Consider the following 17,458-nt stretch of genomic DNA (forward strand, 5'->3'; position numbering starts at 1 on the left):
GGATCCATCATCTTCATCATAATCGCCTCGAATATTTAGCCCTAGACGATCTGATCACAATGCGGGGAATGAGTTCAAAAAAAATCCCTGAGCATTGTTCAGGGATTTGTGTATGAGAGACAGGCAAAGGCTGGGTTTTTAGGATTTAACTCGGATTAGTTAGGACAAGTCGCGATCACACTTGGATCAGTGACGTAAATAGTGGCCTCACCTTTACCCGCAGTCGATGCATAGGTGGCTACTTGAGTCTGCATCTCTACCGTTGCCGCAGCTGCCATACCATCTGTAGAACTCTTCTCACTTGGGTCAACAATAGAACTGTGATGACCCTTGGCAAAACGCACCACACCAAGCCCTTTCGTCGTAGCATCGACGCAAGGTAAACCCATTGCCGAGATCAGCGGTTCAGTACCTGATAATGGGAAGTTATCGACACTATTAGGTAACACTTGATCCGCTAAGTTACCATTACCATCACCGGCGACTTCAATTAAGTGCACAGGTAATCCTGTTGCTTTTAACATGCCAGCATGGTTAACCGGATCTGCTGAGTCCACCGCCGTTTGCACAGCAAAGGCAAAAGTAGGAATAAATTGTGCGTAAACAGCCTGAACTAATGCCGCATATTCAGGGCTGCCTGGCTCATATCCTGCTGTATTAGCCTTATCGACTAAAGCTTTGAATGTCGCCGAAGCAGTGACATTATTAAACAGTACGGGACCGAAGGTGGCTGAACCGGCAAAAGCGCCAGCTAAACCACCAGCAGGAGCAACCAAAGAAGCCGCATTAATCACATAAGGGTTAGGTAAGGCTTCACCCGTGGTTGGATTTCTCATCCCCGTGCTGGCATAGGTAGCAAAATCGGTTCCCACAATCGCACCTAAACTTAACCCCTGCGCACTAATCTTAGATACATCAAATACTTGTGGTTGATTAGCCTGCGCAAGTCCTTGTGCTAAGCCAGTTAAGGCTAAACGCACGCCAAGGTGATCCATGGTTGCCTGACGGAAGTTATCTCGCACAGATAGTGTGCTTGAGATATTGACAAAGACTAACGGATTACCATTTTTAAAGGCATCCGGAGTACCAATCACATTGCCAAAAGAGGGATCGGTTGCCGAAACTTCGTAAATACCATCCCCGTTAGCATCGAATGAACGAGCACCATGTAAAGGCATATCGATAGCTACCGTTGCCACGCCCATGGCCGCATAAGAACCCGCATAAGCTAAAGACATTTCCTTACCGCCACCTAAACCATGCAGCGCAATCGTGATTGGCCAGCCTGACGTTGGTGGTGTAAAGGTTAAGCCTTGCTGCTGATAGAAGGCTGCGAGTTTAGTGGCATTAGGCATAGAAATCAGTACAGGTACCGTTTCATAACCTTTAATCGCAGGGATTGGGTTAAATTTGGTCAAATGTTTGGTTTTATCAACCGCAGTACCATCGTCTAATAGCCAGGTTTTACCTGCCATTAGCGAAGGATTAGCTAATGCATCAGCGGGGTTAGCAATACCATTAGCGACAGCCTGCATACCAAAGTTAGTTTGGCTTAAGGTACCCGCTTGCAGCGCTAATAGCACAGAAACTGGGCTATCGCCTTGGGCTTTCCAACTCCCATTTATTAATGGTTTACCTTCTGCAGATAAACAACTGACAGAAGAACAATCACCGTAAATCGGCAGTTTAATTTTTGCAGTATAAACATCCGCTAAATTTGAAACCACGTAAGCCATACCATCTGCTGGTTTTAATCCCGCAGCCTGAGCCACAGTTAACCCAGTAGGAGTCGGCATTTGTGCAAAACTAGGTGCATAGGGAGCGCCCCTCGCCATCAACAGTTTTGTGGTTTCATAAACATTTGCGACTGATTGAGTAGTGAACAAGCCAGAGTAGGTAATTGTTGAGGTATCAACATTATGTGCAGCAGCAATCCCCTTCTCATAACTATTGATTAAGGTTTGCAACATCAGTTGATCTGGCGTTTCTAGAGGCAGCGTATTGATATCCATCTTCAACGTACCATAGGTTGTTGAAGGGGCAATGCCGCGTCCCTCTGAATCCTGAATTAACTTAGTGGTCGCATAAATATAAGACTGACCCGCTTTAAGCGGTTTTAGTGGAATAATGACGACTTTATTGCCTGAGGCAGTAGAAACAAAGTCCACACCAAATTGTAATTCAGCCCCTACTTTACAAGCTGATACTGACGGTTTGGCTTTACACTCAGGATCAGAGGACAAGGCGCCCCCCACGGTAGCCTCAAACATTCTTACCGCGCCCGGCTGGGCAACAGATGCCGCCATCAGGGTGAGCTGGGTGCCATCATGATCTTTTGCTAAATCGATATCGATTGAAATGGGCGACGTAGTTGACCATCCATCTAATGCACCGAGTGCAATCTGAGGATCGGTATAATTACCAGAACTTTCACCCGGTATAGATAAAGTACCATCCTTAGTGCCGCTGAACAGGAGGTCATTTGGCAAAGGAACTTTAGAGTTAGCAGGGTCGAATACCATATGGGATTCAGGGATGAGCGGCTCCGTCTTATCCTTGAGTTCGTTATAACTGTCCTCGCCACATCCTGTGAGGCCCAGTGCTGATGCAATCGCAACACACAAAATGAGTCTTTTCATTTTTTTTCCCCAAATCTTGTTGTAATAGTTTTGTTTTCCCCAAGAAATTAGTCACAATAGCGCAAAAGCTATGACTAATAGGGCTTATGTTAGCCCCTAACTCATTTCAAGTTAACGTAAAAATATTGAGTTAGCCACAAGTTTGTCACAAAGATTTTAGCTATTTATAACAAAGTTTCATTCATTTGTTTGAAACATGCGTTTAGCAGTTCAGCGACTCTAGAAGTGGCGGGCATTTTCGCCAAGAGGAATAAAAGGCTCATGTTGGAATATCAAGCAGCAAAAGATTTACTTAAAGGTAAAACTATTTTAGTCACTGGTGCAGGAGCAGGCATTGGTCGCGCGGCGGCTATCGAATTTGCCAAGCATGGCGCCACGGTAATTTTACTCGGTAAAACCGTTAAAAAACTCGAAGCCGTTTACGATGTTATCGAGCAAGCGGGTTATCCGATGCCAGCCATTGTGCCACTGGATTTAAAAGGTGCGACCGAACAAAACTACCGTGATATGGCCGACACGATCAGCGAACAGTTCGGCCATTTAGATGGTTTACTGCATAATGCCAGTTTACTCGGCGCCCTCGGTCCGTTTGAACACATCGATATTCCTTCACTTGAAGATGTACTTAAAGTCAATGTCACCGCACAAGTGATGCTAACCAAGGCATTACTGCCAGTGCTACGCCAAGCACCAAGTGCCTCGATTATTTTCACCTCAAGCAGTGTTGGTCGTCAGGGCCGCGCCTACTGGGGGCCCTATGCCTTCTCGAAATTTGCCACCGAAGGCATGATGCAGGTACTCGCCCACGAATGTGATGGCACTTCAGTCCGCGTGAACAGCATTAACCCAGGCGCAACGCGCACCGAAATGCGTGCTAAAGCATACCCTGCCGAAAATCCATTGGATTTAAAAACGGCCGAAGAAATCATGCCGACTTACCTGTATTTAATGGGACAGGACTCTAGCGATATAAACGGTCAGCAATTCAATGCCCAGTAAGTAAGACTCACTAAACGCTGTGGTATAAAAGTAAAGGGAACCGAATGGTTCCCTTTACTTTTACTCAGTCGCTGAGTCTAATTTTAGCAAAGTAAATCATCGTTTTAGACTTCTCTTGCAAGTTATCACTTTGGACTTGAATATTATCGGGAACCGATACCTGCTCGTGACTTGAATAATAACTCACCCAAAGATGATCACCTTTCAGAACAATGCCAGCATAACTAGTATCGCCCTGCGAAGGTAACGTGAGCCTCTCATGAATAGCGCCCGTATCTTGATTTATTTCAATAAGTGCAGTGCGAATGTTCCCTTCATAAAGACGTACAACCGCCATCAAACGGGATTGATAGACAAACAGCACTGGCCCGCCAATGCGTTTATCGAGTGTTTGCCAAGTCCATTGCTTGAAAGGTGGCAAGCTGTGACCCAGTAAACCTAAAAACTCGTCACTCCACACGGGATCGCGCCTTAATAAACAAAAACAACTCCCTTGGTGAAATACAAGCGAACTTTCATTTACATAACCTTGGTCATTAAAAACAGGCATCCAAGGTTTAAAGAGCTGTCCATCGTCACTTTTGTAGAAACGGGTATCTCCATCAGGCCCCGCCCGATATCCCACACCATAGAGTGCATCTTGATGCTCAGTTAAACGCCATAACCAGTAACCTTTATCAGCTACCGCCTGTGGTTCGGACCAATGTACGCCATCCTTTGAGCGCCAAAGATAGGACTGTAAACCTGATTTATCGTGCTGAGTACCGCCACCCAATAGCAACAACTCACCTCGAAATTCAATTAATTTGCCATCCCGTAAATCAGCATGAGCCGAAGTCAGCAGCGCCACACTTTGCCAATTTTCCCCGGCATCATAGGAGCAAAGAATACGTAAAGCGCCATCAGGAGATACGTGAGCAGAGCCTTCTCGAAATACACAAAATAATGCCCCTTGGTATAACACCAGATCGGTAAAAGCATTATGCTCACCTTGCGCCCAAATTCGCTTGACCGATATTAATTCCATGGTTCATCTCCTCGTCATCTTTAGGCTTGTTGTTATAGCATAACCATAGGCTACAGAAAGCAAAAAAGGCCGCAAGCGGCCTTTTAACTGGGTAACATAAACCGATTAGCTACGTTGACGCGTTGGCTTCGGTTTACCCGTTGAGGTGACTTTATGCTTACGTACAGCGCGGCGAATTTTGGCACTCTTCACCTGCGCACGGGCCACGCTGTGTTTATCTGCGGCCAGCATAGTACGAGTTTCAGGTTCAAGGCCCGCTAATTGGCGCAGGTAGTTAACTTGCTCAATGGGCAATTCAATCCAACCACCACGGGGTAAGGATTTAGGTAATTCCACCATACCATAGCGCACACGGATAAGACGGCTAACTTGCACCTCTTGGGATTCCCATAAACGGCGCACTTCACGGTTACGGCCTTCACGTAAACACACGTGCCACCATTGGTTCATACCCTCACCACCCGCGGCTTTAATGGCATCAAACTGCGCCATACCGTCTTCTAACATCACGCCGGTACGCAGACGTTGTACCGCAGCCTCTGGCACTTCACCAAAGGTACGCACTGCGTATTCGCGTTCAACTTCGTTAGAGGGATGCATCAAACGGTTTGCCAATTCACCATCAGAGGTAAACAGCAATAGGCCTGAAGTGTTGATATCCAGACGGCCTACCGCAACCCAGCGCGAATCACGCACTTTAGGCAAGCGGTCAAACACGGTTGGACGACCTTCAGGGTCTTTACGGCTACAAATCTCACCTTCGGGTTTGTGATAGGCCAGCACGCGGCAAATCACATCATCGGCGGACTTGAGCGATATGGCTCGACCATCGATACGTACTTTTGCATCAGCTTCGATACGATCGCCAAGATTGGCAATCACGCCATCAATACTAACTCGGCCTGCAGCAATCCATGCCTCCATCTCACGACGGGAGCCATGGCCTGCACGGGCCAAGACTTTCTGCAATTTTTCACTCATTAGTATCTTGCTCTTCTGACTGTTCAGGCGTTACTTTCAAACCCGAAAATACCGCCTGCAATGACTCAGTATCCGTAAGCGCGGGTAAATCCGCGAGGGTATCTAAGCCAAAATAGGCTAAAAATTCTAAGGTCGTGGCGTAGAGTGCGGGTCGCCCCGGGACTTCTTTATGGCCAACGACTTTAATCCAATGTCTATCTGACAAACTTTTGATGATGTGACTACTAATGGCCACACCACGCACCTGCTCAATATCACCACGGGTCACAGGTTGACGATAGGCGATCACCGCCAGAGTCTCTAATGTTGCCCGCGAATACTTAGGTGCTTTTTCCTGCCACAGGGGTTGCAAAAACGGACTCAGGACTTCCAAGGTCTGGAAGCGATAACCTCCAGCCACTTTCACAAGTTGAACACCCCGTTCCTGATAATCCTGTTGCAACTCGTCCAATGCGGCTTTGATTTTGTCTCTGGAAACACTGAAATCCGCCAACACGGTTTCTTTCAACATTTTCACCGACAAGGGTTTCCCCAATACAAACAGACTCGCTTCAATAAGCTGTTTTAATTGAATTGGATTTATCTGCATCAATTAATAGGCCTTTACATAAATAGTTGAAAACGGCTCTGTTTGGTACAATTCCACTAATAATTCTTTGACCAATTCCATTAGCGCTAAAAAGGTCACCACCACACCGGCGCGGCCTTCTTCGACACTGAATAAACGCTCAAAGGGCGTAAACGTCTCGCTATTAAGCATGGCTAAAATTTGGCTCATGCGCTCGCGGGTCGATAACTGTTCACGCTTAACATGATGATCTTCATTGGCATCGATACGTTTAAGCACCTCGCCAAAGGCGCGGGCGATTTCAAATAACGATACATCAGGCGGGATCACCAAAGGTTTGATATTTGGTGAAGGTGCCGCGATTGCTTGAAACACATCGCGTTCAAGCCGAGGTAAATCATCAATTTTTTGCGAGGCTTCCTTGATTACCTCATAGGCCTTCAATTGACGGATCAACTGAGCCCGTGGATCTTCTTCCACCTCATCTTCCGCCACCATACGCGGCAGCAGCAGACGGGATTTAATCTCGGCCAGTGTAGCCGCCATGACCAAATAATCCGAGGCCAGTTCAATACGCGCCTGAGTGAGCATCGCGATATATTCTAAATATTGCGCGGTGATCTGAGAAATGGGTAAATCGACAACATCTAATTTTTGCTTACGGATCAGATACAAAAGTAAGTCTAGCGGCCCTTCAAAGGACTCCAAGAACACTTCCAACGCCTCAGGTGGAATAAACAAATCCTGCGGCATTTCGGTCATCGCCTGACCACGAACAACGGCTAAGGGTAAACTTTGTTGCGTGCCCTGCATCCGCTATCCCCATGTAAAACAATCACCTTGAAAACGCCATTCCCAAGCAAACAGTATCAGTCTCATTAAGTCGAGTTGACTCGCTTCTTCGCAAACGCGCGATTATACCCGTAATTTAGTGGCGATAAAACTGCCAAATGACGGTTTTATCGGGCTAACATACGCTGCCACACACTATCGCTAAGACAAACCTGATTTTACAGAAACGGAGTCACATCCCCAGCGCCTTCACGCAGGACTTCGAACCCATCTTCCGACATATCGATGACAGTGGTTGGCTTTTCACCTAAATAACCACCATGAATAATCACATCCACTTGATGCTCTAACAGGTCGCGAATATGTTCAGGGTCCGACTCGGCAAATTCTGCGTTTGGCATCACTAAACTGGTCGACATCAACGGCGCATCTAACGCCTCGAGCAGTGCTAAGGCAATCACATTGTCTGGCACGCGGATACCAATGGTTTTTTTCTTGTCATTTTGCAGACGACGGGGCACTTCCTTACTCGCCTTAAAAATGAAAGTGTACGGCCCTGGCGTGCAACTTTTTAGGATGCGATAGGCCTGATTATCCACCTTGGCGTAGGTCGCTAATTCAGATAAGTCACGGCACATTAACGAGAAATTATGATCGTGTTCGATTTGACGAATGCGAGTAATGCGCGTCATTGCGTCTTTCTCACCGATCATGCAACCGAGGGCATAACCCGAATCGGTTGGATACACAATTACGCCGCCGGACTTCAGCACAGCCACGGCTTGACTAATCAAACGTGTCTGTGGATTTACTTCGTGTACATAAAAAAATTGACTCATGGTCGTTCCATCCAAGATCCCGACTGCCAGACCCAATCAATACCTTGAGGCTGGTAGAGATTTTTACCTAATTCAATCCAATTGCTTGGAAAGTGAAAATCACTTCCTATCGATGCAAGCAACTGATTTTGGACACTCAGCGCCACTAAATTGGCCCTATCATCCACCGTTTGCTGGCCGAGCACCACTTCCATGGCATCCCCGCCTGCTTCTTTAAATTCTCGCACTAAACGCTTTAACCACTTGGCAGACAGCTTATAACCACTCGGATGTGCCAATACCGCGAGCCCGCCCGCGTTGTGGATCACCTTAATTGCGCTGGCCATATCGCCCCAATTATTGGGCACATAACCCGTCTTACCACGGGCTAAGTAACGCTTAAATACACTGGGCATATCCACCGCATAACCGTGATCGGCAAGCCAACGAGCATAGTGACCACGGCTTAACGCTGCGCCTGCCGCAATTGCTTTTGCGCCTTCATAGGCGCCTTCGATCCCGGCTTTAGCCAATCGATGGCCGATTTCTTCGGCACGAAGCTCACGTAAGTCACGCTGGTTTTCTAAAAACGTTAATAACTCTGTGTGGGTTTCATCAAAATTGAGCGCCACAATGTGAATATCGTAACTATTCCATCGGGTTGAAATCTCAACCCCAGAAATCAGCTTTAACGGTTCGGTCTGCGCTTGATTGAAGGCGCGGGCTTCACTTAAGCCTGCAACCGTATCGTGATCCGTTATCGCAAATAACTGCACGCCCTTTTCAAGGGCTCTGGCGACCAGCTCGGACGGCGTGAGATGACCGTCAGATGCGGTCGTGTGGCTGTGCAAGTCAGCCAAGATGCTTTGAGTATTCATGCCGTTATTGTACGTTAATTTAAGATGAAATGTGCATTTATCTCACACTTTATCCAGCAGGAACCGCATTTGACACAGTGAGTTAGCCACATGAATCCATCATTTTGAAAAATATTCAATTGACTTTCGCCTCAGGCTCATGTTTTCTATAGCTCAACTAACGAATTATTGAGACCCTTTTGAATGACCCATACTAACGCTTCTTTCAACATCATTTGGTGGTGGCACTTCCCAACGTAGCGGGTGGTGTGAAGCTCTGTGCTCATTTGAAAGTAACAGAATCAACAAAAGCCCGCAGAAATGCGGGCTTTTTTGTTGGTGCGAAAAATGTCTGCAACGCGGTAAACGGATAAAAGCGAGATAACAGCATGACCCTAAAGACATTTAATCAGGTTACCCAAGCCGACGGAGGGAATTTCCCCTCACCTCCGCAGACATTTGCACGTTCACATACGATCAAGGCCACCTTGGCATACCATAGCGATCCGCTGCGTTTGTACCAACACATCACTCAAGATGCGCCCCATACCATGTTGTTGGAATCAGCAGAAATAAACAGCAAGGAAAATCTTAAGAGCATGGTGATGACCCATGCGGCGCTGATGATCCGCTGCGACGGGTATTGTTTACGCTTTAGCGCACTGAGCGACAATGGTGCCAGTTTACTTGCCCCCATCGAGCAATTTTTTAGTGCTCGCTCAAGCCAAACTCAATGCCAACGCGATGGCCACAACTTAGTGGTCACGCTACAAAAAGACACTGAGCTTAAGGACGAAGATGCCCGCTTAAAGTCCACCTCGCCACTTGATGGTTTACGCTTGTTTGTTAAACATATCGACTGTGGTCAGACGCCAGCATTCGAAGACTTATTTTTAGGTGGCGTACTTTCCTACGATTTGATTGATACAGTGGAGCCACTGCCTAAAGCACCAAATGGTGCAAATGATTGCCCTGATTATTTATTTTATCTTGCCGAAACCTTAATTCTTATTGATCACAAGCAGAAACAAGCCGAAATCATCACCCACAATTTTAGTGAAGGTTCTGCAAAACTGGTTGAAGTGACCCAAGCCTTAGCCAAACGAGCTAGCCACATTAGCGCTGACTGCCAAACCTTAGCCAATGATATAGAACCTGCGCCCGCGCTGGTTGGGATAACAGCGACTGAGCAAGTCAATATCAGTGATGAGGCCTTTAAACAAACCGTTATCGATTTAAAAGAACACATTATTGCGGGCGATATCTTCCAAGTGGTGCCCTCACGCAGTTTTAGCCTGCCCTGCCCAAATACCTTAGGGGCTTACCGCGCACTACGTTTAACCAATCCCAGCCCCTATATGTTTTATTTCAGGGGCCATGACTTCACCCTGTTTGGTGCCTCGCCAGAGAGCGCGTTGAAATATGAAGCCAGCAATAATCAGGTCGAAGTCTACCCGATTGCAGGCACCCGTAAGCGCGGCAAAACCGCCAGCGGCGAGATTGATTTCGACCTCGATAGCCGTATCGAACTCGAATTGCGTTTAGATAAAAAAGAGCTCTCCGAGCACTTAATGTTGGTCGATTTAGCCCGTAACGATATCGCCCGTATCAGCCAAAGCGGCAGCCGCAAAGTGGCCGAGTTACTTAAAGTCGACCGTTATTCCCACGTGATGCATTTAGTCAGCCGCGTCACAGGTCAACTACGCCAAGACTTAGATGCACTCCACGCCTACCAAGCCTGTATGAATATGGGCACTCTGGTTGGCGCCCCGAAAGTGCGCGCCTCGCAACTCGTACGTCAGGCGGAAAAGACCCGCCGAGGCAGCTATGGTGGCGCAGTGGGTTACCTCAATGCCCTTGGGGATATGGACACATGTATCGTTATCCGCTCCGCCTTTGTGAAAAACGGTGTAGCCCATATCCAAGCGGGTGCTGGCGTGGTGTTTGATTCCGATCCCCAGAGTGAAGCCGATGAAACGCGCCAAAAGGCGCAGGCGGTGATTTCTGCCATCAAGATGGGCGCAGGCTTGGATGAAAGCCATCAAGCAACTGCGACCACTTCGACTGAACAACCAAGATAAGGAGCCTAAGATGAAACTCTATTTACTCGATAACTTCGACTCCTTTACCTACAACTTAGTCGACCAGTTTAGAAGCCTTGGCTGTGAAGTGGTGATCTACCGTAACGATGTTGCCGCCGACTATATTGCCGACAAGCTGTTGGCGGAAACCGAGCCTAGCGCCTTAGTCTTATCGCCAGGCCCAGGTGCGCCCCATGAAGCGGGCTCCATGATGGCGCTAATAGACAAAGTCGCGGGCAAAGTGCCTATGCTTGGGATCTGTCTAGGTCATCAAGCCATGGTGGAATATTACGGCGGTAAAGTGGAGCGCGCGCCTTTTGTCGTGCACGGTAAAGCCAGTCCCACCTTCCATAATGGTGAAGGCGTGTTTGCTAACTTACCTTCGCCCTTACCTGTCGCCCGCTACCACAGTTTAGTAGCCACAAAAGTACCTGATTGTCTTGATGTTATTGCCACCACAGAAGATATGCCTATGGCGATTTTGCATGCCGAGCACAGGGCAGTCGGTTTTCAGTTTCATCCCGAATCCATCTTAACGACCTTGGGCAGCACATTGTTAACCCAAACCTTAAGCTTTTTGACTCAAGACATCGCCCACAATACCGCAGGAGCGCAATAATGAATGCAACATCGATTCAGCCCCTGCTCGATATTTTGTTTCAGGGCAAGGCATTAACACGCGAGCAAACCGCCAGCCTCTTTAGCACCCTTATCCAAGGTGAAATGAATGAAACCGTGATGGCGGGCATGTTAATGGCGCTTAAAGTTCGCGGTGAAACCATTGCCGAAATCAGTGGCGCCGCCGATGCGATGCGCGCAGCCGCTAAGCCTTTCCCCTATCCAGCTTCAAGCCGTAGCCAAGGGATTATCGATATCGTCGGTACCGGCGGCGATGGTTTTAATACCATTAATATTTCCACCACTGCCGCCTTTGTCGCCGCAGCTGCTGGCGCCAAGGTTGCAAAACACGGTAATCGTTCCGTCTCGAGCAAATCGGGCTCGTCAGATTTACTCGCCCAATTTGGCATCGATTTAACTATGTCACCCGAGCTGGCGGGCCGCTGCCTCGAATCACTCAATCTGTGCTTCCTGTTTGCGCCCCACTACCATGGCGGTGTCAAACATGCAGTGCCTGTGCGCCAAGCCCTGAAAACTCGCACCTTATTCAATGTGTTAGGGCCATTGATTAACCCAGCGCGCCCAGAATTTATGTTGCTTGGGGTATATAGCCCAGAGCTAGTGACGCCTATCGCCCGCGTACTGCAAGCCCTTGGCACGCAAAGAGCCATGGTGGTACATGGCAGTGGTTTAGATGAAGTAGCGCTCCATGGCAGCACACAGGTCGCCGAACTCAAAGACGGTGAGATTATTGAATATCAATTAACACCGGCGGATTTTGGTGTGCCTCAAGCCCACATTACTGAGCTTGAAGGGGGCGAGCCTGCACAGAACGCCCAAATCACGCAATCGATTTTGCAAGGACAAGGCAGCGATGCCCACACCCATGCGGTTGCCATCAATGCGGGTTGTGCCTTATATCTGTGTGGCCTATCGGACTCAGTCAAAGCCGGCACCGCCCTTGCGCTCAATACCATAAAAAGCGGCAAAGCCTTTGAATTACTGAATCAACTCGCTAAAGTCAGCAGCGAAGCACAGGAATAATGACCATGGCACAGGTTCAACAACCCGACGCGCATCGCTCGGAAGATAATCAAGCATCGCAGGATGTAAGGGGTAGCATGCAAACCAGTACCGCAAAAGCCAACGTTTTAACCCGTATCGTCGATACTAAGGCCGCCCATATCGCCGCCCTTAAGTTGCGTTTTCCTGAAGACAGCTTAACCCCAAAAATCTCGGACCGTAGTCTATTTGCCGCCTTAAAAGCCCCGAAGGCGGGTTATATTTTAGAGTGCAAAAAAGCCAGTCCATCCAAAGGCTTAATCCGTAAAGACTTTGATGTCGAAGCCATCGCCTCGATTTATGCCAAGTATGCTGCGGGGATTTCGGTATTAACCGATGAGCAATTTTTCCAAGGGGATATGGACTATATCCCGAAAGTGCGGGCAAAAGTGAGCCAACCAATTCTGTGTAAAGACTTTTTTGTTGATGAATATCAAATCAAATTAGCGGCTCATCAGGGTGCCGATGCGATTCTGTTGATGCTTTCAGTGCTCGATGATGAGCGATATCAACAACTTGCCAACGAGGCGGCCAAGTATCAACTCGATGTGCTGACCGAAGTCAGCAATGAAGAAGAACTGAAACGCGCCATCGTCTTAAATGCACCTATTATTGGCATTAATAACCGCAACTTACGAGATTTAAGTACCGATTTAGCCACCACCGAAGCCCTTGCGCCGCACATCGGCAGCGATCGCGTGGTGATCAGCGAATCGGGCATTTACACTAACGAGCAAGTGCGCCGCTTAAGTCCGTTAGTCGATGGCTTCTTGGTCGGGAGCTCGATTATGGCCGAAGAAGACATTGATTTAGCCTGCCGTAAATTGATCTTCGGTCACAATAAAGTCTGCGGTCTCACCCGCCTTGAGGATATTCAAGCTGCAGCCACTGCGGGCGCAGTTTATGCTGGACTCATTTTTGCTGAAAAATCACCACGAGCACTCACAAAAGATGCCGCCAAACAGTTAGTCGAGCAATACCGTGCCGCCAACTTGCCCGCCATTGAGTTTGTCGGGGTGTTCGTTAACAGCGAGCCAGAGCTAATCGCAAGTATCGCCAAAGCATGTGATTTAGCCGCAGTGCAACTGCACGGCAATGAAACCGAGTTAGAAATTACTGAGCTAAGCCAATTGTTACAACAGGCAGGACTGAACACCCAAATTTGGAAGGCGGTCAGTGTTGATGCCCAAAGCAGCGAACTTGCTGCTATGCCAAGAGGTGTGCAGCGTTATCTCTTCGATAGCAAGAATGACGCAGGTTTTGGTGGTACTGGCCAAGCCTTTGATTGGCAACTCCCCATTGCCCATAAAGCCGAGGCCATGCTCGCGGGTGGCCTCAATGCGGACAATGCTGCCCGTGCCAATGCTCAAGGGTTTTACGGTTTAGATTTTAACTCTGGCCTCGAAACCGCCCCTGGCATTAAGTCGGCAGAGAAGATCCAAGCGGCATTTAGTCAATTACGACTCTAGACCAGCTTTTATAAAAAACTGTGCAAAGCACAGGCAAGCAAGAATTGAAACTCGATGGCGTTAACCTAAACCGCAATCGAAACAAATAAATAGGATAAGGAACAAGGTATGTCACAGTTAAAGCTTAACCCTTATTTCGGCGAATACGGTGGTATGTATGTACCGCAGATTTTAGTCCCCGCCCTCAAGCAACTTGAGAGTGCTTTTGTCGACGCACAAACCGATGAGTCCTTCCAAGCCGAGTTTACCGACTTACTGAAAAACTACGCCGGTCGCCCCACGGCACTCACCTTAACCCGCAATTTAAGTCCCAATCCCATGGTTAAAATCTACCTCAAGCGGGAAGATTTACTCCACGGCGGCGCCCATAAAACCAACCAGGTATTGGGCCAAGCATTATTGGCTAAACGTATGGGTAAAAAGGAAATTATTGCCGAAACGGGTGCAGGCCAACACGGTGTTGCCACCGCCCTTGCCTGTGCGCTGCTGGGATTAAAATGCAAAGTGTATATGGGCGCGAAAGACGTTGCCCGCCAATCACCTAACGTATTTAGAATGCGGCTGATGGGCGCCGAGGTTATCCCTGTAACCTCTGGTTCTGCCACCTTGAAAGACGCCTGTAACGAGGCGATGCGCGACTGGTCTGGCAGTTACGAAAAAGCCCACTATCTGCTCGGCACAGCTGCTGGACCACATCCGTTCCCGACCATAGTGCGTGAATTTCAACGTATTATTGGTGAAGAAACCAAAAAACAAATACTTGAGCGCGAAGGTCGCCTGCCCGATGCGGTCATCGCCTGTGTCGGCGGCGGCTCCAATGCTATCGGGATGTTTGCCGACTTTATTGATGAAGCCGATGTAGAGCTGATTGGCGTCGAGCCTGCGGGTAAAGGTATTGATACCCATATGCACGGCGCGCCGCTAAAACATGGTAAAACCGGGATTTTCTTTGGTATGAAAGCCCCATTGATGCAGGACAGTGAAGGCCAAATCGAAGAGTCTTACTCGATTTCAGCAGGATTAGACTTTCCCTCGGTCGGCCCACAGCATGCCCATTTGAACGCCATCGGCCGTGCCCGCTATGAATCGGCCACCGATGATGAAGCCCTAGAAGCCTTCCAATTACTGGCTCGCAGCGAAGGGATTATTCCGGCGCTCGAATCGGCCCACGCCCTAGCCTATGCAATGCGTCTGGCGAAAGAGTGCACCAAAGAGACCATTTTGGTTGTCAACCTCTCAGGCCGAGGCGATAAGGATATTTTCACTGTGTCAGACATTTTAAACGGTAAAGAGGAATAACTAAGATGAGCAGCATTTCAAACCAAACTATCCCTCATCAAGCTGGCCGTTATCACGCCGCTTTTAGCCGTTTAAAAGCCGAAGGCCGCGGCGCCTTTGTGCCTTTTGTCACCTTAGGCGATCCAAGCCCTGAGCTGTCACTGAAAATTATCGACACCTTAGTGCAAAACGGTGCCGATGCGCTGGAGTTAGGCTTTCCTTTCTCCGATCCGCTCGCCGATGGCCCCGTGATCCAAGGCGCAAATCTCAGAGCCTTAGCCGCGGGTACAACACCAACAGCCTGCTTTGAATTGCTGGCCAAGATCCGCGCTAAATACCCTGAACTTCCAATTGGGTTATTGCTGTATGCGAACCTCGTATTCGCCAATGGCATAGATGCTTTTTATGCCAAAGCGCAGCAAGCGGGCGTGGATTCAGTGTTAATTGCCGATGTGCCAGTTGAAGAAGCCGCACCATTTATTCAAGCGGCCAAAGCCCATGGCATTGCGCCAATTTTTATTGCGCCGCCCAATGCCGACAATGACACCCTTGCGAAGGTCAGCCAAAGTGGTGAAGGCTATACCTATCTATTGTCCCGCGCTGGCGTAACAGGTACAGACACTAAGGCAGGTACGCCCGTTGAAGAAATTTTAGCTAAGCTGCAAGCATTTAATGCGCCGCCACCGCTATTAGGCTTTGGGATTGCAGAGCCTGCTCAAGTGAGCGCCGCCATCAAAGCAGGCGCCGCGGGTGCGATTTCTGGCTCAGCCGTAGTTAAAATTATCGAAACCTATCAACAAGATGAAGTGAAACTACTAGCAGCATTAGGCGATTTTACCCGCGCGATGAAAGCGGCAACCTAATCTATTCATCTGAATAACATCCCGATTTAGGGCCAAATCAGCAGAGTTGGCCCTTTTTTATATATTCCCCATAGCAGTAACAACCATAACTAGCACAGAATCAACGGTATCTTAAAACTGTCAAACCCAAGGCTTATATTAGGATCTGTGTCTCATGCGTTTACGAGATAAATGTTAATATAGCGCAAATAATATCGACGCTTTTGTTATGGTAAATGGACTTTATATGCAGTATCGGATCTATATTCTCGACGTCACACCTTGGGGCTGTGGTTTTCAAGGTGAAGTCGCTGCCCAATGGGATAATGGCGCTCCAGTGTGGTTTTACTATCAAGGCAATGATCAACAAGCTAAGCAACGTTTCCCCGTCAATCAATGGGTGACGGTTGAACTGTTTGGCCGTTTAGCCAAGGCAAATTTGCAAACCGACATTATTGAACATCGCCAAAGTCTGCAATTCCCCAAACATAATTGTCACTTTGAGGCCTCGGGACAAATTGTCGAAATCACCCAAACGCCTGATGATACTGTGTATTTACTGCAATCAAGTTTCACCCTACCCTTTGATAATGAACTCGGTACCTCACCAATTTCTCGCGGTCATTGGGTCAATGTTACCGGGGAATTATGGGCAACCAATTGGCAAGCCTAGGCGATAAAACGATTAGTTCTGATTATTCACCCAACGCAAAACGACCAGTATCGGTCTGTATCACCATAGCTTTTGCCGTGTTTTGCTCCTAAAATGGCGAACGGATTGCGCTTTGGGTTTACATAAATACATGTAAATCTTAAGCACTAATCAGCAAGCTCTTTCGCCTAAGTCACACCCTGTTGAGGTTTCCATGTCTAGCTTACACTCTGTACCAACAAATAAAAGCCGCACTATTTTTGGTACACCAAAGTTACCCGCAAAATACGCCACAGTTGTGATGCCATTTTTTCTTTCTATTTTAATGAGTTGCATCGTTTCTGGGATCAGTACTTTTAATGGTGTCGGCGCATCTGCACAATTTGTTGAGCTCTGGTTGAGCGCATGGTTTATCTCTTGGGTGGTGGCATTCCCGACTCTGCTGATGGTATTGCCCCTAGTGCGTAAACTTACCGCCGCTTTTGTGCAATTACCTTAGGCCTTTGCTTCTCCCTCTGCTTTTGACTCCACAAAAAGCCATTTTTAAGATGGCTTTTACGTTTGCTTATCCAATCTTTTATAGCTGACTAGCAGTGTTAATTGACGAACTAATTCGGATTTACAGTCGATTTACACTCAGCAGTTATTCGCACTTTCGTTGCCTCCTCAAAAGCCACTAAAAGCAATTAGGGCAAAATATCACCAACCAAAAAAACAACTTAATCAACTGTTTTTAAATAAATATTATTTTTGGTGATACATTTAGACACCTCTT

16 protein-coding genes and 1 other annotated feature are annotated in these 17,458 nt (G+C 47.9%); of the genes, 9 read left to right on the forward strand and 7 right to left on the reverse strand.

Annotated elements, in window-relative coordinates:
• Positions 1-155: 155 nt before the first annotated feature.
• The gene (locus MMG82_RS20070; protein WP_047533849.1) at positions 156-2,639 is read right to left on the reverse strand and encodes a VolA/Pla-1 family phospholipase; all 2,484 of its coding nucleotides are present in this window, start codon (positions 2,637-2,639) and stop codon (positions 156-158) included.
• A gap of 261 nt (positions 2,640-2,900) precedes the next feature.
• Between MMG82_RS20070 and MMG82_RS20075 the strand changes: the two genes are divergently transcribed.
• Positions 2,901-3,638 (forward strand): YciK family oxidoreductase, encoded by a 738-nt coding sequence (locus MMG82_RS20075; RefSeq protein WP_037419993.1) that lies wholly within the window; start codon positions 2,901-2,903, stop codon positions 3,636-3,638.
• 64 nt (positions 3,639-3,702) lie between these two features.
• Here the strand turns inward: MMG82_RS20075 and MMG82_RS20080 are convergent, their stop codons facing one another.
• From MMG82_RS20080 to MMG82_RS20105, 6 genes are all read right to left on the reverse strand, one after another.
• Positions 3,703-4,665 (reverse strand): hypothetical protein, encoded by a 963-nt coding sequence (locus MMG82_RS20080; RefSeq protein WP_047533854.1) that lies wholly within the window; start codon positions 4,663-4,665, stop codon positions 3,703-3,705.
• Positions 4,666-4,770: 105 nt separating this feature from the next.
• The gene (gene rluB, locus MMG82_RS20085) at positions 4,771-5,646 is read right to left on the reverse strand and encodes a 23S rRNA pseudouridine(2605) synthase RluB (RefSeq protein ID WP_037419997.1); all 876 of its coding nucleotides are present in this window, start codon (positions 5,644-5,646) and stop codon (positions 4,771-4,773) included.
• Positions 5,639-6,235 carry an SMC-Scp complex subunit ScpB gene (gene scpB, locus MMG82_RS20090; RefSeq protein ID WP_037419998.1) on the reverse strand — a complete coding sequence of 199 codons (597 nt, stop codon included), beginning with the start codon at positions 6,233-6,235 and terminating at the stop codon, positions 5,639-5,641. The genes rluB and scpB overlap by 8 nt, the downstream gene beginning before the upstream one ends.
• A 3-nt stretch (positions 6,236-6,238) precedes the next feature.
• Positions 6,239-7,027 carry a ScpA family protein gene (locus MMG82_RS20095; RefSeq protein ID WP_037420001.1) on the reverse strand — a complete coding sequence of 263 codons (789 nt, stop codon included), beginning with the start codon at positions 7,025-7,027 and terminating at the stop codon, positions 6,239-6,241.
• A 197-nt stretch (positions 7,028-7,224) separates the two neighbouring features.
• A complete protein-coding gene (locus MMG82_RS20100; RefSeq protein ID WP_037420004.1) occupies positions 7,225-7,845 on the reverse strand; it encodes an L-threonylcarbamoyladenylate synthase in 621 nt (206 codons plus the stop codon).
• A complete protein-coding gene (locus tag MMG82_RS20105) occupies positions 7,842-8,702 on the reverse strand; it encodes a PHP domain-containing protein (protein WP_037428606.1) in 861 nt (286 codons plus the stop codon). Before MMG82_RS20105 ends, MMG82_RS20100 begins: the two co-directional genes overlap by 4 nt.
• 210 nt (positions 8,703-8,912) lie before the next feature.
• Positions 8,913-9,018, forward strand: a sequence feature (Trp leader region).
• A gap of 52 nt (positions 9,019-9,070) precedes the next feature.
• On the opposite strand from MMG82_RS20105, the gene MMG82_RS20110 reads away from it, so the two are divergent.
• The 8 genes from MMG82_RS20110 to MMG82_RS20145 all read left to right on the forward strand — a co-directional run bounded on the left by MMG82_RS20110 (position 9,071) and on the right by MMG82_RS20145 (position 17,182).
• Positions 9,071-10,762, forward strand: a complete 1,692-nt coding sequence (locus MMG82_RS20110) for an anthranilate synthase component 1 (protein WP_052183955.1) — start codon at positions 9,071-9,073, stop codon at positions 10,760-10,762.
• Positions 10,763-10,772: 10 nt separating this feature from the next.
• Positions 10,773-11,381: an aminodeoxychorismate/anthranilate synthase component II gene (locus MMG82_RS20115; protein ID WP_037420014.1), complete on the forward strand. Its 609-nt coding sequence runs from the start codon at positions 10,773-10,775 to the stop codon at positions 11,379-11,381.
• On the forward strand, positions 11,381-12,424 hold the full coding sequence (gene trpD / locus MMG82_RS20120; protein ID WP_047533857.1) for an anthranilate phosphoribosyltransferase: 1,044 nt from the start codon (positions 11,381-11,383) through the stop codon (positions 12,422-12,424). Before MMG82_RS20115 ends, trpD begins: the two co-directional genes overlap by 1 nt.
• Before the next feature lie 77 nt (positions 12,425-12,501).
• Positions 12,502-13,911, forward strand: coding sequence for a bifunctional indole-3-glycerol-phosphate synthase TrpC/phosphoribosylanthranilate isomerase TrpF (gene trpCF, locus MMG82_RS20125; RefSeq protein WP_231570540.1), 1,410 nt, complete (start codon positions 12,502-12,504; stop codon positions 13,909-13,911).
• Positions 13,912-14,019: 108 nt separating this feature from the next.
• Complete coding sequence (trpB, locus tag MMG82_RS20130; protein WP_047533860.1) at positions 14,020-15,210, forward strand: tryptophan synthase subunit beta; 1,191 nt, start codon at positions 14,020-14,022, stop codon at positions 15,208-15,210.
• 5 nt (positions 15,211-15,215) lie between these two features.
• Complete coding sequence (gene trpA, locus MMG82_RS20135) at positions 15,216-16,052, forward strand: tryptophan synthase subunit alpha (RefSeq protein WP_241407334.1); 837 nt, start codon at positions 15,216-15,218, stop codon at positions 16,050-16,052.
• A gap of 226 nt (positions 16,053-16,278) precedes the next feature.
• Positions 16,279-16,704: a hypothetical protein gene (locus MMG82_RS20140; RefSeq protein WP_037420023.1), complete on the forward strand. Its 426-nt coding sequence runs from the start codon at positions 16,279-16,281 to the stop codon at positions 16,702-16,704.
• A 193-nt stretch (positions 16,705-16,897) separates the two neighbouring features.
• Positions 16,898-17,182 (forward strand): DUF2798 domain-containing protein, encoded by a 285-nt coding sequence (locus MMG82_RS20145; protein ID WP_037428620.1) that lies wholly within the window; start codon positions 16,898-16,900, stop codon positions 17,180-17,182.
• Positions 17,183-17,458: the final 276 nt, after the last annotated feature.

Origin of the sequence: Shewanella sp. MM_2022_3, from assembly GCF_022557375.1 — a bacterium.
Classification (GTDB): domain Bacteria; phylum Pseudomonadota; class Gammaproteobacteria; order Enterobacterales; family Shewanellaceae; genus Shewanella; species Shewanella xiamenensis.